The sequence below is a fragment of the Glycomyces tenuis DSM 44171 genome (assembly GCF_000427885.1).
GTDB lineage: Bacteria > Actinomycetota > Actinomycetes > Mycobacteriales > Micromonosporaceae > Glycomyces > Glycomyces tenuis.
The window spans coordinates 106,205-122,555 of the sequence record NZ_ATYW01000021.1; the positions used below are offsets into that span (position 1 = coordinate 106,205).

At 70.0% G+C, this 16,351-nt stretch carries 14 protein-coding genes and 1 tRNA gene; 4 read left to right on the top strand and 11 right to left on the bottom strand.

What is annotated here, in order from left to right:
• Window positions 1-45 precede the first annotated feature (45 nt).
• The gene (locus YWW_RS0120335) at window positions 46-819 is read right to left on the bottom strand and encodes a TetR/AcrR family transcriptional regulator (protein ID WP_026931544.1); all 774 of its coding nucleotides are present in this window, start codon (window positions 817-819) and stop codon (window positions 46-48) included.
• A gap of 97 nt (window positions 820-916) precedes the next feature.
• Here YWW_RS0120335 and YWW_RS0120340 point away from each other — a divergent pair, with 97 nt between their 5' ends.
• Both YWW_RS0120340 and YWW_RS0120345 read left to right on the top strand, forming a co-directional pair.
• Window positions 917-1,876, top strand: coding sequence for a daunorubicin resistance protein DrrA family ABC transporter ATP-binding protein (locus YWW_RS0120340; protein WP_026931545.1), 960 nt, complete (start codon window positions 917-919; stop codon window positions 1,874-1,876).
• The gene (locus YWW_RS0120345) at window positions 1,873-2,712 is read left to right on the top strand and encodes an ABC transporter permease (RefSeq protein WP_026931546.1); all 840 of its coding nucleotides are present in this window, start codon (window positions 1,873-1,875) and stop codon (window positions 2,710-2,712) included. The genes YWW_RS0120340 and YWW_RS0120345 overlap by 4 nt, the downstream gene beginning before the upstream one ends.
• 97 nt (window positions 2,713-2,809) lie before the next feature.
• Here the strand turns inward: YWW_RS0120345 and YWW_RS0120350 are convergent, their stop codons facing one another.
• The 8 genes from YWW_RS0120350 to YWW_RS37525 all read right to left on the bottom strand — a co-directional run bounded on the left by YWW_RS0120350 (window position 2,810) and on the right by YWW_RS37525 (window position 11,893).
• Complete coding sequence (locus YWW_RS0120350; RefSeq protein WP_026931547.1) at window positions 2,810-4,729, bottom strand: beta-propeller domain-containing protein; 1,920 nt, start codon at window positions 4,727-4,729, stop codon at window positions 2,810-2,812.
• Between the two features lie 75 nt (window positions 4,730-4,804).
• A complete protein-coding gene (locus tag YWW_RS0120355; protein ID WP_081687616.1) occupies window positions 4,805-5,650 on the bottom strand; it encodes a carbohydrate ABC transporter permease in 846 nt (281 codons plus the stop codon).
• Window positions 5,650-6,612 (bottom strand): carbohydrate ABC transporter permease, encoded by a 963-nt coding sequence (locus tag YWW_RS0120360; RefSeq protein ID WP_026931549.1) that lies wholly within the window; start codon window positions 6,610-6,612, stop codon window positions 5,650-5,652. The genes YWW_RS0120355 and YWW_RS0120360 overlap by 1 nt, the downstream gene beginning before the upstream one ends.
• Window positions 6,613-6,644: 32 nt before the next feature.
• A complete protein-coding gene (locus YWW_RS0120365; RefSeq protein WP_026931550.1) occupies window positions 6,645-7,931 on the bottom strand; it encodes an extracellular solute-binding protein in 1,287 nt (428 codons plus the stop codon).
• Window positions 7,932-8,575: 644 nt separating this feature from the next.
• Window positions 8,576-8,649 (bottom strand) — tRNA-Gly (locus YWW_RS0120370).
• A 291-nt stretch (window positions 8,650-8,940) separates the two neighbouring features.
• Complete coding sequence (locus tag YWW_RS0120375; RefSeq protein ID WP_051326101.1) at window positions 8,941-9,762, bottom strand: S1 family peptidase; 822 nt, start codon at window positions 9,760-9,762, stop codon at window positions 8,941-8,943.
• A 185-nt stretch (window positions 9,763-9,947) separates the two neighbouring features.
• On the bottom strand, window positions 9,948-11,288 hold the full coding sequence (locus YWW_RS0120380; RefSeq protein ID WP_026931552.1) for an erythromycin esterase family protein: 1,341 nt from the start codon (window positions 11,286-11,288) through the stop codon (window positions 9,948-9,950).
• A 131-nt stretch (window positions 11,289-11,419) separates the two neighbouring features.
• The gene (locus YWW_RS37525) at window positions 11,420-11,893 is read right to left on the bottom strand and encodes a GNAT family N-acetyltransferase (protein ID WP_245595474.1); all 474 of its coding nucleotides are present in this window, start codon (window positions 11,891-11,893) and stop codon (window positions 11,420-11,422) included.
• A gap of 423 nt (window positions 11,894-12,316) precedes the next feature.
• Between YWW_RS37525 and YWW_RS31895 the strand changes: the two genes are divergently transcribed.
• On the top strand, window positions 12,317-13,420 hold the full coding sequence (locus tag YWW_RS31895) for a PP2C family protein-serine/threonine phosphatase (RefSeq protein WP_051326102.1): 1,104 nt from the start codon (window positions 12,317-12,319) through the stop codon (window positions 13,418-13,420).
• 16 nt (window positions 13,421-13,436) lie between these two features.
• Here YWW_RS31895 and YWW_RS0120395 read toward each other — a convergent pair whose 3' ends face one another.
• A complete protein-coding gene (locus tag YWW_RS0120395; RefSeq protein ID WP_026931554.1) occupies window positions 13,437-13,637 on the bottom strand; it encodes a hypothetical protein in 201 nt (66 codons plus the stop codon).
• Window positions 13,638-14,102: 465 nt separating this feature from the next.
• Here YWW_RS0120395 and YWW_RS0120400 point away from each other — a divergent pair, with 465 nt between their 5' ends.
• Entirely contained in the window at window positions 14,103-15,941 is a 1,839-nt protein-coding gene (locus YWW_RS0120400; RefSeq protein ID WP_026931555.1) for an acyl-CoA dehydrogenase, read from the top strand.
• Between the two features lie 56 nt (window positions 15,942-15,997).
• Here YWW_RS0120400 and YWW_RS0120405 read toward each other — a convergent pair whose 3' ends face one another.
• A complete protein-coding gene (locus YWW_RS0120405; RefSeq protein WP_026931556.1) occupies window positions 15,998-16,345 on the bottom strand; it encodes a hypothetical protein in 348 nt (115 codons plus the stop codon).
• Between the last annotated feature and the right edge of the window lie 6 nt (window positions 16,346-16,351).

Sequence of the window (16,351 nt, forward strand, 5' to 3'; positions counted from 1 at the left end):
CGGCCACATGTCGACGAGCCCGCCGGAGCGTCCGCTCCGGCGGGCTCAGTCCTTCACGCGGCGGGTCTCCTCCATGCGGGGGGCGATGCCGTCGAGATAGGCGTCGAGCGCGTGGCGCATGGCCTCCTGGGCGGTCATGTCCCATATGGTGTGGTCCTCGATGCGCGCGAGCCTGGGGAAGCGCCCAGATTCGACGGCCCGCATCAGGAAGGGCTCCTGTATCTCCCACCATTCCTCTTCGGTGGTGATGGGGCCGCCCCGTTCGGTCGGCGTGTCGTTGGTGAGGAAGGCCAAGGCCGTGCCGGTGACGATGTTCCAGACGGCGTTGATGATGAGGATGGCCTCTTTGTCGGTGACGTCGTGGTCGTCGAACGCGGCCAGTGCGAAATTGATGCCGCCCAGACCGCCGGGGCCGAGGGTGGGGCGGCGCTGGTTGATCTCCAGCATCCACGGGTGCAGGCGGTAGAACTCCAGGCTGTGGTCGGCGAGTTGTTCGAGGATGTGCCGCCAGCCGCGACGTTCGGTCTCGGTGGTGTCGGTGCCGGGCTCGCCGGCCTTGTCGACCATGAGGTCGAGCAGCTCGGCCTTGCCGGGGATGTAGCGGTAGATCGTCATGGTGCCCACGCCGAGCTCGGCGGCCACGCCCCGCATGCTGAAGCAGCTGCCCTCGCGGTCGGCGACGCGGATCGCGGCGTCCACGATCTCATCCACGCTCAGTTTCGGTTTCGGTCCCGGTCTGCTCGGTTGCGGTTCGAGATCGCGCCAGAGCAGCTCCAGGCTGCGCTTGGGGTCACCCGCCCCGGTCTGTGGTGTCGCCATCGGGCCTCATCATAACCCGGTTGCGAACCGGGTACATCGTACGCTATGTTTGAGTACACCGTACCCTATTAAGGGAGACCTTTCAAGGAGACCAGCAATGGCCACCACGACAGTCGAGGCCGAGAATCTCGGCAAACGATTCAAAGACACCACCGCCCTCGACGGGTTCGACGTCTCGGTCGAGTCCGGGACCGTCCTCGGCCTCCTCGGCCCCAACGGCGCCGGCAAGACCACCACCGTGCGCATCCTCACCACCCTGCTGCGCTTCGACACCGGCCGCGCCGCCGTCGCCGGCTTCGACGTCGCCCGCGACGCCCGCCAGGTGCGACGCCGCATCGGCCTCACCGGCCAGCAGACCGCCGTCGACGACCTGCTCTCGGCCCGCCAGAACCTCGTGCTCTTCGGGAAGCTGTTCCGGTTGAACAAGGCCGACGCGATCAAGCGCGCCGACCAGCTGCTCGACCAGTTCGGGCTCGCCGACGCCGCGGACAAGCAGCCCAAGAAGTTCTCCGGCGGCATGAAGCGGCGCCTCGACCTGGCCGCCAGCATGATCCTGGCCCCGCAGGTCCTGTTCCTCGACGAGCCCACCACCGGCCTCGACCCGGCCGGGCGGCGCGAAGTCTGGGAGACCGTCTCCGGCCTCGCCGCCGACGGCACCACCGTCGTGCTCACCACCCACTACCTCGACGAGGCCGACCGGCTGTGCGACCGCATCTCGGTCATCGACCACGGCCGCAACATCGCCGAGGACACGCCCATGGGCCTCAAGCGCCGCATGGGCGCCGACCGCCTCGAGATCGTCGCCGCCGACCCGGTCGACCTGCCCGCCCTGCGCTCCATCGTGGATGCCGTGGCGGGCGGCGGGGCCAAGGTCGACGAGACCTCCGGAAGCGTCTCGGCACCCGTCAGGAACCCCGTCGAGGCGCTCACCGCCGCCGCGAACGCCGTACAGGACAAGAAACTCGACGTCGCCGACATCGGGCTGCGGCGGCCCACGCTCGACGAGGCCTTCCTCGAGCTCATCGGCGAACCCACCGAGAAGGAGGGCGACCAGTGACCACCGCACCCACGCTGACCCCCGAGGAGTCCATCGGCTCCCGCATCAGGTGGACGCTCCACGACTACCGGGCCATCGTCGGCCAGGAGTTCGTCCACATGTACCGCCAGCCCGCCAACTTCCTGTGGGCGCTCGGCTTCCCGATCGTCATGGTCCTGCTGTTCGTCTACGTCTTCGGCTCGGCCATGGACGTCACCGGGCAGGGCGCCGGGGTCGACTACGTCGCCTTCGCCATGCCCGGCATGTTCGCCATGACCATGGCCTTCGGATTCATGAACACCGCCTTCGCCGTGGCCGACGCCAAGGAGAAGGGCTTCGTCGACCGCGTCCGCTCGATGCCGATGGCCTCCTCGGCCGTCGTCGTCGGCCGCAACATCGCCGACACGATCCACGCCGCGGTGGACCTGCTGGTGCTGTTCATCATCGCGGTGCTCATCGGCTGGAGCTCGGAGGGGACGGTCCTGGAGACCGTCGGCGCGTTCGCCCTGCTGCTGTGGCTGCGCTTCGCGCTCATCTGGGTCGGCGTCTGGATCGGCCTGCTGGTCAAGAACGTCGAGCAGGCGGGGAACCTCTTCGCCCTGGCCTTCCCGTTCGGGATGGTCTCCTCGGTGTTCACGCCGCCCGAGCTGATGCCGGACTGGCTGGGGACCATCGCCGTGTGGAACCCGGTCTCGGCCACCGCCACCGCCATCCGGGAGCTGTTCGGGAACCCGCTCCCGATCGGCGACGCCTGGCCCGAGCAGCACGCGCTGCTCGCGGCCATCGTCTGGCCGGTGGTCATCACCGCGATCTTCCTGCCGCTGGGCGTCCGCCGCTTCCGGAACCTCGGCCGTTAGGACCTGAAGGAAACAGGGAACGGGGCCGCGCCGCCACCCGAACAGCGGCGCGGCCCCCACCACCACGGCAAAGCCTCCGAGCCGTGTAACCCAGTCCCTACCAGGCGATCCATTCGCTGGTGGGGTAGTCGCCGCCGATCTCGCTCGCCATGAGCCCCCCGTAGGACAGCGTCCACAGCCGGTCGCCGATGACGAGGCTCCGCACGATCTCGTTGCCGTAGTAGGAGTCGTCCCCGCTCGGCATCTCGTGCTCGATCCAGGCCGCCTCGGTGACGGTGTCGTCGCCGACCTCGAGGACGATCGCGCCCGAGGCCGAGTCGTACCCGTCCCACGCCGGGAGCACCACGATGCCCTCCGGCTCCCAGTACAGGAAGCCGTGCGGGTCCCATTCGGCGGTCGCGCTCGCGCCGTAGAGCTCGTACTGGTCGAGCACGCTCGCCTCCTCCTCGGAGACGTCGAACAGGCTCACCTGGAGGCCGGTCGTCACGCCGTCCTCGGTGGCCTCCTGGCCGACGCCGAGCAGCCGGTCCTCGGCGACGGGGTGCAGGTACGCCGAGTAGCCGGTGATCTTCAGCTCGCCGGTCACGCGCGGGTCCGCCGGGTCGGACAGGTCCAGCGTGTACAGCGGGTCGGTCTCGCGGAACGTCACCACGTAGCCGGTGGGGCCGAGGAACCGGACCGCGTAGATCCGCTCGTCCAGCCCCAGGTCGTCGACCGAGCCGACCTCGGTCAGCTCGTCCTCGCCGATCTCCAGGACCGTCACCGTCGAGCTCGACGGCGCGGCCTCCTCCTCCGGCGCGGCCTCCTCCTCCGGCGCGACGTCCTCCTCGGGGACGCCCCACCACGAGGTGGCGTCCTCGGTGGTCGCCACGCGCAGGTGCCCGTCGTACTCGCTCATCGAGTACTGGTTGAGCAGCGACCCGGGCGCCGCCGACTCGCCCGCCAGGCGCGGCCGGTCCCCGTCGAACACGAAGCGGTAGATCTCGGTCTCCGCCCGCGGGTCCTCGGCGTTCCAGTCGTGGTCGGCGTGGGCGAGGTAGAGGCTCTCGGCGGTGCCGTGGACGGTGCCGCCGTCGGCCATCACCGTCACCGGGTGCACCTCGGACCACGCGCCGTCGGCGGCGAGCGCCAGCACCGACACCGTCGAGCCGCCCTCGAAGCGCTCGGGGTGGGCGATGTCCTCGCAGGAGGGCTCGCCCTCCACGCCGTTGACGCTCCAGCTCGGCAGCCAGTCCGCGAGCTCGGTGGAGCGCACGGCCTCGCGCAGTTCGGAGACCTCGCCGTCGGAGTCGTAGAGCTGCTCCCACAGCGGTTCGACCTGCGGCGAGGACTGCACCGCCAGCCGGACCTGGCCGTCGACCATGCGGGCGTCCAGCATGGAGCCCTCCAGGCTGAACGTGTCGAGCACCTCCAAGCTGTCGGGGTCGAGGCGGTCGATCGTGAACGCCGAGTAGTACTCGCCGCCCTGCTCGCGGTCCTGGGTGTACATGACCAGCAGTTCGTCGTCGCCGAGGAACAGCTGGTGGTTCCAGCTCTCCCAGCCGTACTCGTGCTCGGCGACGACCTCGGCGGTCTGCGCGTTCACCACGCGCACGACGGTGTCGACGACGCTGTAGACGAACTGCCCGTCGGTCTTGACCACGTCGGGCTCGTCGACGCCGGCGACGGCCGTGTTCGTCTCCGAATGGGGCTCGGTGGAGCCGCGGTCGCCGCCCGCGTCCGCGCCGTCGCCGGCGCTCTCGGGGGCCGCGGCGTTCTCCTCCGCCGTGAGGGCCTCGTCCTCGGCGAACTCGAGGCCGCCTTGTTCTTCCATGTTGTGACGCATGTCGACGAGGGTGTCGAGGACGGACTGCTGGATGCCTTCGAGGGCGGCCTCGCAGGTGTCGTAGGAGGCCAGCTGGGCGGAGGCCGGTATCCACGCGGAGTCGGGGTCGATCTGGGCATCGGGCGCCGAGGTGCACGCGCCGACCGCGAGCACGGCGACGGCGGCGCCGAGAGGTGCGAGTGGGTGTCTCATGTACCTTCCGACGCCGCCGTGCCCGAATCGGTTCCCCCCGGCGGCCTCACGAAACCGGAAGGGACCCGACGCCTGTCAGCCCTTGGTGCCTCCCGAGGTCAGGCCGCTGATCAGGTGCCGTTCGGCGAAGCCGTAGAACAGCAGCGCCGGGAGCATCGCCATCATGACGAAGGCGAGCACCTTCGCCGTGTCCGAGGCGTACTGGCCGGAGAACTGGTCCACGCCCAGCGGCAGCGTCCACAGGCTCGCGTCGTTCAACACCACCAGCGGCAGCAGGTAGTTGTTCCAACTGCCGACCAGCGCCAGCACCGAGACCGTCGCCAGCGCGGGCCGCGCCATCGGCAGCAGGATCGTCAGGAAGAACCGCCACGGGCCGGCGCCGTCGATCACCGCGGCCTCCTCGATCTCGCCGGGGATGGCGCGGAAGAAGCTGCGCAGGATGATGATCGTCAGCGGCAGGCCGAACGCGGCCTGCGGCAGTATCACGCCCAGCGGGCTGTCCAGCAGGCCCATCGTCCGCAGGATGATGAACAGCGGCAGCACCGCCACCGCGAAGGGGAACATCAGCCCCGTGGCGAAGAGCGTGAACAGCACCTCTCGGCCGCGGAAGGCGTAGCGGGCGAACGCGAACGCCACCATCGCCGAGGCGGCGACCACGATGAATGTGGTCGCCAGGGCGATCAGCGCCGAGTTGAACGCCTGGCGCCAGAACACGTCGGAGGCGAGCGTGTCGGTGTAGTTCTCGACGTTCCACGGGTTGGGCAGCCCGAGCGCGTTCTCCCGCAACTGCGCGTTGTCCTTGAAACCGCCGAGGAGGGCGAACAGGATCGGCGTGGCGACGAACGCGGTCGTGATGAACGCGGCGATGTAGAACCCGGTGTTGCGCAGCAGGTTGCCGCGCTTGGAGTTGACGACCGGCATCAGCGGTCCCCTCCGTTCGATCCGCCTCCGGTGAGGCCGCCCTGGAGGTCTCTCTTCAGCACATAGCGCTGGTAGAACAGGGCGAAGACGAAGCTGATGAGGAACATGGCGATCGACAGCGCCGAGGCGTAGCCGATCTGGTTGCGCTGGAAGCCCTGCTCGTACATCGTGATGGCCATGGTCTCGGAGGCGTGGAACGGGCCGCCCCCGGTGAGTACGAACACCAGGTCGAACAGTTGCACGGCGCCGATGATGGACAGGAAGATCGTGATGCGCAGGGTCGGGCCCATCAGCGGCAGCGTGATGCGGCTGAACATCTGCCGGTTGGTGGCGCCGTCGATGGCGGCGGCCTCGTAGAGCTCCTCGGGAATGTTCTGGCGCCCGGCCAGGTACAGGATCATGTAGAAGCCGAAGAACTTCCAGGTGAGGATCCCGAACACCACGAACAGCACCAGCGAGCGGTCCGAGAGCCAGCCGATGTCGCTCTCGACACCGAGGGAGGCCAGCAGCGAGTCGGCGAAGCCGCGCCGCTCGGAGAAGATCAGTCTGAACAGGACGCCGGTGACCGCCTCGGCGAGCACATACGGCACGAAGAACAGCAGCCGGAAGATCGTGCGGCCGGGGAAGCGCTGGTGCAGCAGCATCGCCAGGCCGAAGGCGAGCGGGAGCTGGATCACCAGCGACATGGCGATGATCAGGCCGACCCGCCACAGGTCCCCGAGGAAGACGGAGTCCTTGATCAGGTTGGCGAAGTTCTCGAAGCCGATGAAGTCGGTGGGCGGACCGCCCAGGCCGTTCCAGCGGAAGAAGCCCACATACGCCGCGAAGATGATCGGCGCGAGCACGAACAGCAGGAACAGGACCAGGCCGGGGGCTATGAACGCGGCGAGAGTCCCGGCCCCTGGCCGCCCGGCCGGCCGGCGACGGGAGGCTTTCCCGTCGCGGCCGGCCGGGCGCTCCACCGGGGGAACCGGAGAGGTCGTGGGGGCAGCACTCACTGCTCGGCCGCCCAGGCCTCATTGATCATCGCGACCATGTCCTCGGACGAGATCTGCCCCAGGATCACGCCTTCGGTGGCCTCGTTGATGACGCCGCCGATCGCCGGCGGATAGGCCTGGTCGAGGTAGAGCTGCGTGCCGGTGGCCGTGGCCATCGCGTCGACGACGGCCTGGGTGTTGGCGTCCATCTCGGGGGCGATGACCTCGGGGGTGGCCGAGACGGTGGTGAAGCCGCCGTCGGTGACCGCCCTGGTCTGGTTCTCGTCCTCCATCAGGTAGCACATGAAGTCGAAGATCTCCTCGGGCGCGTCGGAGCCGACGGCGAAGCCGTTGCCGCCGCCGAGGTACTCGGTGGGGGCGCCCGCGCCGCCCTCGACCTCCGGGAACGGGAAGAAGCCGAGCGCGTCGCCGAGGCCCCCCTCGATGCCCGAGGCGTCGGCCTGCGTGACCGGGGCCCACTGGCCCATGAGCTCCATGGCGGTCAGGCCCTCGCCCATGTGCGCGGCCTGGCCGTCGGCCTCGCCGTAGGCGGCGGACTCGAAGCCCTCCTGGAACGGCTCCATCTCGGCGAGCTCGGCGAGCATGTCGCCGGCCTGGACGAAGGCCTCGTCGGAGAAGTCCCCGGCCTCGGCCGCGGCGCTCATGCCGTCGAGGCCCGCCAGGCGCATCGCCAGGTAGGTCCAGTAGTAGTGGCCGGGCCACTGCTCGCCGCCGGCGAGCGCGATCGGCGCGATGCCGGCGTCCTTCAGCGCCTGGACGGCGTCGAGGAACTCGGTCCAGGTGGCCGGCGGCTGCTCGATGCCGGCCTCGGCGAAGAGGTCCTTGTTGTACCAGAATCCGACGACACCGGCGTCGAACGGCATGCCGTAGAGCTTGTCGTCGATGGTGTAGGGCTCCAAGGCGATCGGGTTGATCTTGTCGATGCAGTCGAGTTTGCCGGTGAGGTCCTGGACGAGGCCGGCCTCGACCTGCTCGGCGAGCACACCGCCGCCCCAGGTCTGGAAGAGGTCGGGGACTTCGCCGGACTGGGTCGAGGTGCCCATGCGCTCCTTGAACGCCTCGTTCTCGATGGGCTGGACGTCGAAGGTGAGGTCGGACTCCTCGGCCCATTCGTCGGCCATGGCCTGCCAAGTTGACATCATCGGGTCCTGGTTCTGGATGTGCCACCAGACGATGTCGGCGTCGCTTCCGGAATCTTCGCCGCAGGCCGCGGCGGTGGCCGCCAGCGTCACGGCGGCTCCGGCCGCCGCGAGCGCTCGGAACCCGTTAAGGGGTTTGCTCATCGGAGTTTGTTCCTTTCGAGGGATGAAGGGTGGACTCGACCGATGCTTGTTCCAGGCAGAGTGAGGGTACTGAACTCCGAAACTTTCAGAGCAAGTATCGGTAATTCTCGATTTGGTCATAGTACCCATGCGAAGAGAGATTGTGAAGAGGGTCTCCCTTTCCTAAAAAATGGGAAATTTTCATGGGCTATGCGATTGAACGCGCTACACGCCTGAGGCGAACGGGCACACCGGTTCATGCGGTGCGTGAGCGGCGAAACGGGACGCGGGTGACCGGTGCGGCCGGCGGTGCGGCGCTGGGACACGACACGAGGAGGGGCGTGGCGGATGCCGGTGGTGTCGGTCCGCTCCGGCAACCGAGCAGACGCGCACGCCGAGGCGCGGGAGCCGCTGAGGGCCTTGATCCGGGCGTCTGCGGCCGAAGACCCGGGCGTGGGGCGGCGCCGCGTTCGAACATTCGCGCCGGAGGCCGCCGGTGCGCCTCGGCCGCGCCGTCGCCGCGAATGGCTCCGATCCGAGTGCGGCCCGGCGGCCCAGGTGCGGTGCGGTCGCGCCGGAGTGCCGGCCTCGGTGCGGCGCCGCTTCGGGCAGGCGAAAACCTCCGGTGGAAGGCCGGAGGCGTCAGGTCGGGGTGTCGTGCGCTGTGGAGCGGGTGACGGGAATCGAACCCGCTTCTCAACCTTGGGAAGGTCGCATTCTACCAGTGAACTACACCCGCATGCCCCGCCGAACGGGGCCGTGACGAGTATACAAGGCGGGTGTTCTGATGCATGACCGGCCCGTCCGCCGCAACCGGATCGGGGCCGGGCGAAGCCCGGCCCCGATCCGGTTGCGGCGGCACTGGGTACCGGTGTCCTATGCGGTGATTCGCGAGGGCCTCCGCCGCCGTCGGCGGCGCCGATCGGCGAGGAGGCGCGTCCGAGAGACCTGCCCGGTCTCGGCGTGCGCCCCCGGCCCCGGCCGGGCGCCGTCGGAGTCCCGTCGCCGCCGGAGGCCCCGCGTCACCGGATCACCAGGTGGACAGCACCGCGTCGATGTCGTCGGCCAGCGCGCCCACGTTCGTGTACACGCCCGGATTCCCCGGCTCGGCGCAGCCGTAGCCCCAGCTGACGACGCCGACCTGCGCGGCCCGGCCGCCCTCGAGCGACATGAGCGGCCCGCCCGAGTCGCCCTGGCACGAGTCCACGCCGCCGTTCGCCAGGTCGCCGGCGCACAGCATCGACTCGGCGTCGAACTCCGACGGGTACGCCTCGGCGCAGTCCTCATCCGAGACGTGCGGGACCTGGGCGTACCGGAGCCCGGTCGGCGCCTGGCCGTCGTCGCTGATGCCCCAGCCGGCGATTTCGAGGGTGCCCCAGTCGGCCCGGTCCTCGGCGGCGAGCGTGATCGGCTCGGCGCCCGGGATCGGCTCGGCGAGCTTGAGCAGCGACCAGTCCTGGACCGTGGTCGTCTCGTCGTAGCCCTCGGCGACGTGGATGTCGGCGACCTCGTGCACCTGGGTCGCGGTGATGTCGACCGAGCCGTGCCGGACGACCACGTCGCCCGGGGCGCTGTCGGCGGTGCAGTGGGCGGCGGTGAGGACGACGTCGTCGTCGACCAGCGAGCCGCCGCAGTAGTTGTAGGACGGGTCGGCGGCGTCCGCCAGCGCCACCATCCACGGGTACTGGCCCTCGGCGGCCGGTTCGCCGCCGATGATCTGGGTGCTGAAGTCGCCCTGCGAGGGCTCCTCTTCGGCGAAGGCACCGGTCGAGGTCGCCGCCAGGACGGTCGCGGTGAGCCCGGCGGCCGCGAAGGCCCCGATGCGGATGAGTTTTCTGCTGTCGTCGTTCACTCGTGGTCCTTCCGAGTCGAGTGGGTCGAAAGCGGCGGTGTTCCGCGCTTCCGCCCGCAGCCTACGGGAAGTTACCGCTTAGTAGTAGATTTCGGGTGTAACGGCCTTTTTGGTGAATGCGTATGAATGCGCAATTGATACGCAATGCCGACAAAGCATCCTGAAAGGATGGATGTCGGCACTGCTCAGCTCAGCAGCGTGTTGGGCGTGGTGCGGCGGATGTGGACGATCGCGTCGAAGGTCTCGATGAGCGAGCCGGTCGTCATCGCGTGGTCGTCGGCGCTCTGGCCCTCCCCGTAGACGGGGTGGATCATGCGTGTCGTCGCCGGCGCCTCCCGCCATTCGCGGACCGGCCGCGGCGCGCGCGCGTGCAGGTCGATCAGGTAGTCCGCCTCGCGGGCCTCGCCGAGCACCGCGTCCAGCAGCCCTTCGCCGGGCGGGGCGACGTCGACCGGCGCGACCGGGTGCCATCCGCTGTTGACGGCGCCTTCGTGGGAGATCGTGCCGATCGAGACGTACCCGCCGCCCAGGCGCTCGCGCAGGTGCCCGCCCGCGTAGGTGAATTCCGTGGACTCCCCGGGGAGCTCGTAGGCGATCGACGGGGCGGCGCAGGTGTGGATGTTGGCCGCCCAGTAGGCGGTCCGGCCGCCGACGAGGCGCTGCCACCATTCGAGGGTGTCGGCGATGAAGCGCTCGCGGCCCGGGCGCGGTGCGGCGCCGAGGATCGCGTAGTACTCGTGCCAGCCGACGACGGTGCGGGCGTGCCGATCGGCGTACTCCCGCTCGAGCCCGTCGCCGGGGATTCCTTCGACGAGGTCGAGGGCGGCGTGGGCGTGGGCGATGAAGGCGGCGCGCTCGGCGTCGTCGAGCTCCTCCTGGTACCACCAGATGTGGCCGTCGCCGGTGGGACGGATCGGGTCGAGGTGCCCGGCGAGCTCCTCCAGGCGCTCGGGCGCGGCGGCCCCGACGTAGTCGGTCAGCGCGGTGAAGCTCGCTTCGCGCAGCGTCAGCAGGTCGGCCCCGAGGAAGCGCACCTCGTCGCCGGGGTGGGCCTCGTTGCGCTCGCGCATCCACTCGATGACGTCGAGGATCTCCTGGGTCTCCCACAGCTGCGACGACAGGTCCGTCGCCAGTTCGCGGGCGTCGCCCTCGCCGGTGAGGACGAAGCGGTCGATGGCGGCGCCCTGCGCGAAGTCCATTTCGAAGGCGAGCGTGCGGAACCCCATCCGCTCCACCAGGTAGCGCACCATCTTGTGCTTGACGAGGCACTGCTCGCGCGAGCCGTGGCTCCATTCGCCGAGGCCCACGACCTCGGCCCGGCGGGCGATGTGCCCCAAGGCGTCGAGGTCGTCGAGGGACGAGGCCGGGTCGATCGAGCCGATCGGGTCGGCGCGGTGGTCGAGCCAGGCGGTGACGGCGTGGCCGTCGGCGGGTTGCGCCGCGGCCGGGGCCGCGACCGTCGTGGCGGCGGCCGAGGCCGCCGCGAGTCCGAGGAGGTGCCTGCGGGTGAGCTTGCCGTGCGTCATGGTCCGACTCCCTGCCAGATCGAATGTCGTTGCCGTATCCGATCGTGGTGGAGGCCGGCGCGTGCGGGAATGCGCTGCGCGGCTGATTCGGACTACGCCCGCCGACGTAGCCCGCGAGGGAGCCGGGCGGCCTAGTGCTGCTCGCTGCGCAGTTCCTTGCCGAGGTGGAGCGAGCCGTCGGCCTCGGCGTAGTGCCCGAACGGCGTGACGGGCCGGTAGTCGAGGGCCCGGTACATGGCGATGGCCTCCGGCTGGCGCGGGCCCGTCTCCAGGACGATGCGTTTGCGGCCGGCCGCGGCGGCGGAGGCCTCGACCGCGGCGACGATCAGCCGCGCCAGGCCCTGGCGGCGGGCGCTCTCGCGCACGTAGACGCGCTTCATCTCGGCGTCGTCGTCGCCGTTGGCGCGCCAGCCGCCGCATCCGACCGCCTCGCCGTCGGCATCGAAGGCGACGATGAAGTCGCCGTTCGGCGGGTCGAAGTCGCCGATCTCGAGCCGCGTCTCGTCACCGGAGCCGTAGCGGCGGGTGTATTCGGCCTGGAGTTCTTCGCAGAGTGCTTGCGCCAATGCGCCGGTGAAGGGCGTCCTCTCAAGAGTGAACTGCACGCGCCAACTCTGACATGGCCGCGTGCGGCACGGCAACGGCCGCCGTCCGCATCGGAGCCGGTGCCCGCCGCGATTCGCGATCGGCCGCTCCCCCGAACGGCGGTCCGGTGGCCGGAACGCGCCGCCGCCACGGCCGGCACCGGCCGAACAGTCGATCCGCCGTCGTCCTTTTCGTCTTGCATGACTGTCCGAACGCACAGAGATCGAGACGCGCGGTGCGGTGGCCTCCTCCAGGAAGGGAACCAACTCGGCGACCATTACGATCTTCACATCGGAGATTCTCGCAATCAGGTGCGAGAATCTCGATTGACCCGGGCGGCCACGCGGCCCTCGCCGCGCGTCCCCACGGACCGGAACCCGCGGACGCCCGCCGATCGACTGCGGCCCGGAGAACGGCCCGGCAGGAAGGAGGGACTCACCGAGATGCGCGCACCGCTGCAACGCAGCCCCCGCACGGCGCCGGCGGACCAGCCGACCGGCTGGATGTCGCCCTCCGTGCGCTCGGTGTTCACCGTCTCCTTCGTGACCGTCGTCGTTCTGGTCGCCCTCCAACTGGCGGTGCGCGACCAGCTCCACGCGGTGCCGTGGCTGGCCCTGCCGCCGCTGGTCGCCTCGGCGTTCCTGGTCTGGCGCTGGGTCCTGGTCGTCGGCCTGGCGAGCTTCGCCGGCACCTTCGTCTACCTGTGGATCCTCAACGACTTCGACGTCCTGACCGCCTTCGACCATCCCGTCGACTTCCTCATGGTGGGCGCGGCGGTCGCCATCGCGGTGGCGGTGGCGATGGTCCGCGAGCACGACGACGCCCGCCTGCGGCGGCTGACGCAGCTGGCGCTGGTGGTGCAGCAGGCGATCCTGCGGCCCATCGACAGCCGGCTGGGGCCGTTCGACATCGCCGCCCGCTACGTCTCCGCCCGCTCGGGCGCCGAGATCGGCGGCGACCTGTACGAGGCGCTCGACACCAGGTACGGGGTGCGGATGATCATCGGCGACGTCCGCGGCAAGGGCCTGGACGCGGTGCGGCTGTCCTCGACCGTGCTCGGCTCCTTCCGGCACGTCGCCTTCGAGCGGGCCGACCAGCGGTGCATGGTCAACGACCTCGACCACGCCGTGGCCCGCAACGCCGACGACGAGGACTTCGTGACCGCGATCCTGCTCCAGGAGCGCGGCGGGACCCTGGAGATCGTCAACTGCGGGCATCCGCCGCCGATGCTGGTGCGCGACGGCGTGGCCTCCTATCTCGAGCCCGAGTCGATGGCGCCGCCGCTGGGCCTGGGCCCGGCGGCGCGGGAGCTGACGGTGCGGCTCCAGCCGGGCGACCGGATCTTCCTCTACACCGACGGCCTCGCCGAGGCGAGGCAGGACGGCGACTTCTTCCCGATCAAGGACCGCGCGTGGAGCCTCATCGGCCACGGCAACGTGGGCGACGGCCTGGCGTCGCTGGAGACGGCGCTGCGCCGCTGGGTCGGCGGTCCGCTGACCGACGACATCGCGTTGATGCTGCTCGACTACCGGCCGGAGTCCGACTGACGGCGCGGCGCCGCGGTCAGGCGGACGGCGCGGCGGGGCCGCCCGCGGCGACGGCCAGTTCCTCCTCCTCGGGGCGGCGGTCCTCGGCCGCCTGTTCGGTTTCGGCGGGCTGCGTCCGGAAGACCGCGGCCAGTTTCCTGGGCCGGGCGCGGCGGTGGCGGCCCCGGTAGCTCGGGCGGGTGCTCGATGCGATGCGATCGGCGACGGTTCGGATCATCGGGAGGCTCCTTGCGGTGGTCGGGGCACCGGCTCGCGGAGGCTCGCGAGCGGTTCGTCGGTGCCGCCGGGTGTGGCTGCGCTGCGGTGGTGTTCGTTCGGTGGTGTTCGCGGTGCGGCCGCGCGCGGGTGTGCTCGCGCGGACGCGGCCCGGCCGACGGAGCGGGCCCCCTGGCGGGGCCGGCCCGGCGGCTTCGGGCTGGTGCTGGTGTTCGGGCTGCTCAGGCGGTGTTTCCCAGGGCTGCCGGGCGGGACTGCGGTGATCGTTCGGCGGGCGTCGTACAGACGGTCTGTCTCCTAGTTCAACGAAGCACGTCTTTGCTGGTTACGGGACACCCCGAAAATTACAGAACACCTCCGACACGCCGGGTCCGCGCTGGTCGCGGGCGGTTTCCTGCGGGATACTCGACATACCTACTGACGGGTAATATGATGGTGGTTACCACTGAGTAATGGAGGACCCGCAATGACGCACTTCCGCCACAATCTTCGCGATCTCGAGTTCAACCTCTTCGAGGTCTTCGGCATCGACAAGACGCTGGACCACGAGGCCTTCGCCGACCTCGACGCCGCCACGGCCCGGGAGATCCTGGCCGAGCTCGCGCGACTGTCGGAGGAGGAGCTCGCGGCCAGCTACGTCGAAGGCGACCGCAACCCGCCCGTCTACGACACCGCGAAGCAGGCGGTGGCGCTCCCCGAGTCGTTCAAGAAGTCCTTCCGCTCGTTCATGGACTCCGAGTACTGGCGCCTCGACCTTCCCGAAGTGCTCGGCGGGACCCCCTCGCCGCGGATGCTCTGGTGGGCGATGGCCGAGCTCGTCCTCGGCGCCAACCCGGCCCTGTGGATGTACGCCGCCGGGCCCTCCTTCGCCCACAGCCTGTTCATCGAGGGCACCGACGAGCAGAAGGAATGGGCCAAGCTCTTCGTCGAGAAGCAGTGGGGCGCCACCATGGTCCTCACCGAGCCCGACGCGGGCTCCGACGTCGGCGCCGGCCGTGCCAAGGCCTACAGGCAGCCGGACGGCTCCTGGCACATCGAGGGCGTCAAGCGGTTCATCACCTCGGGCGACCAGGACATGACCGACAACATCATCCACTACGTCCTCGCCCGCCCGGTGGGCGAGGAGGGCGTCGGCGGGCCCGGCACCAAGGGCCTGAGCCTGTTCATCGTGCCCAAGTACGAGTTCGATCCTCGGACGGGCGAGCTCGGCGAGCGCAACGGCGTCGTCGCCACCAACATCGAGCACAAGATGGGCCTGAAGGTCTCGGCCACCGCCGAGCTCACCTTCGGCGAGAAGGCGCCCGCCAAGGGCTGGCTCCTGGGCGACCGGCACGAAGGCATCCGGCAGATGTTCCTCATCATCGAGTACGCCCGGATGATGGTGGGCACCAAGGCCATCGCCACGCTCTCGACGGGCTACCTGAACGCCCTCGACTACGCCAAGAGCCGCATCCAGGGCGCGGACCTGCTCCAGTCGAGCGACAAGACCGCGCCACGCGTCCCGATCATCAAGCACCCGGACGTGCGCCGCTCGCTCCTGCTCCAGAAGAGCTACGCCGAGGGCCTGCGCGCCCTGGTGGCCTACACCGGCTCCTGGCAGGACAGGGAGCGCCTCGCGGCGGCCGACGGCGACGAGGAGGCCGCCGAGACCGCCAAGCGCATCAACGACCTGCTGCTGCCGCTGGTCAAGGGCTGCGGCTCCGAGCGGGCCTTCGAGCTGCTGAGCTCGGAGTCGCTCCAGACCTTCGGCGGCTCGGGCTACCTCCAGGACTACCCTCTGGAGCAGTACCTGCGCGACGCGAAGATCGACACGCTCTACGAGGGCACCACCGCCATCCAGAGCATGGACTTCCTGTTCCGCAAGATCATCAAGGACAACGGTGAGGCGCTCATGGCCGTCGCCGCCGAGATCCTGGAGACCACCGCCGACGGGCACGAGGAGCTGGCCGAGGTCCGCGCCAAGGTCCAGCGCGCGCTCGGGGACGTGCAGGGGATCATCGAGGCGCTCCAGCCGGCCCTCATGGGTCCCATGGACGGCCGCCCGAGGGACCTGTACAAGGCCGGCCTGCACTCGCGGCGCCTGCTGCTGGCCGTCGGCGACCTCATGGTCGCCTGGCTGCTGCTGCGCCAGGCCGAGATCGCGCAGAACAAGCTCGACGGCGGCGCCGACGACGACTTCTACCGCGGCAAGGTGGCCGCCGCGAAGTTCTTCTCGCACGAGGTGCTGCCGCGCCTGACCGCGGACCGCAAGATCGTGGAGGCCGCGGACCTCACCGCGATGGACGTTCCCGACGAGGCCTTCTAGCCCCGGCCTCGGACAGGGCCCGGAGCCGCCGCGCGGCGGCTCCGGGCCCTGTCCTGTCAGGCGGTCTCGGCGGTGCCCTCGGTGTCGCCGATGGACATGAACTCCATGTACGCGAACGTGTCGGCCTCGTCGGTGCCGGCGGCGATGTCCGCGAGCGCCGCCGTCAGGCCGTGGAGCGTGCCGCGCACGTATTGGAGGTTCCGCCAGGTGGCGGCATGGAACTCCAGGTACTGGGGGAGGGCGTTCTCGGCCGCCCCCGGCGCGGACCCGAACGCCGGGGCCCGGCTCAAGGTGCCCTCGCGGAGCACCGGGATCACCTCGTTCTCCAGCTCCTCCAGCAGCCCCGCCAGGAACTGCCGGTACTCCTCGAGTGCGGCCGCGTCGAACATGCGCTCGGTCGACATCGTCTA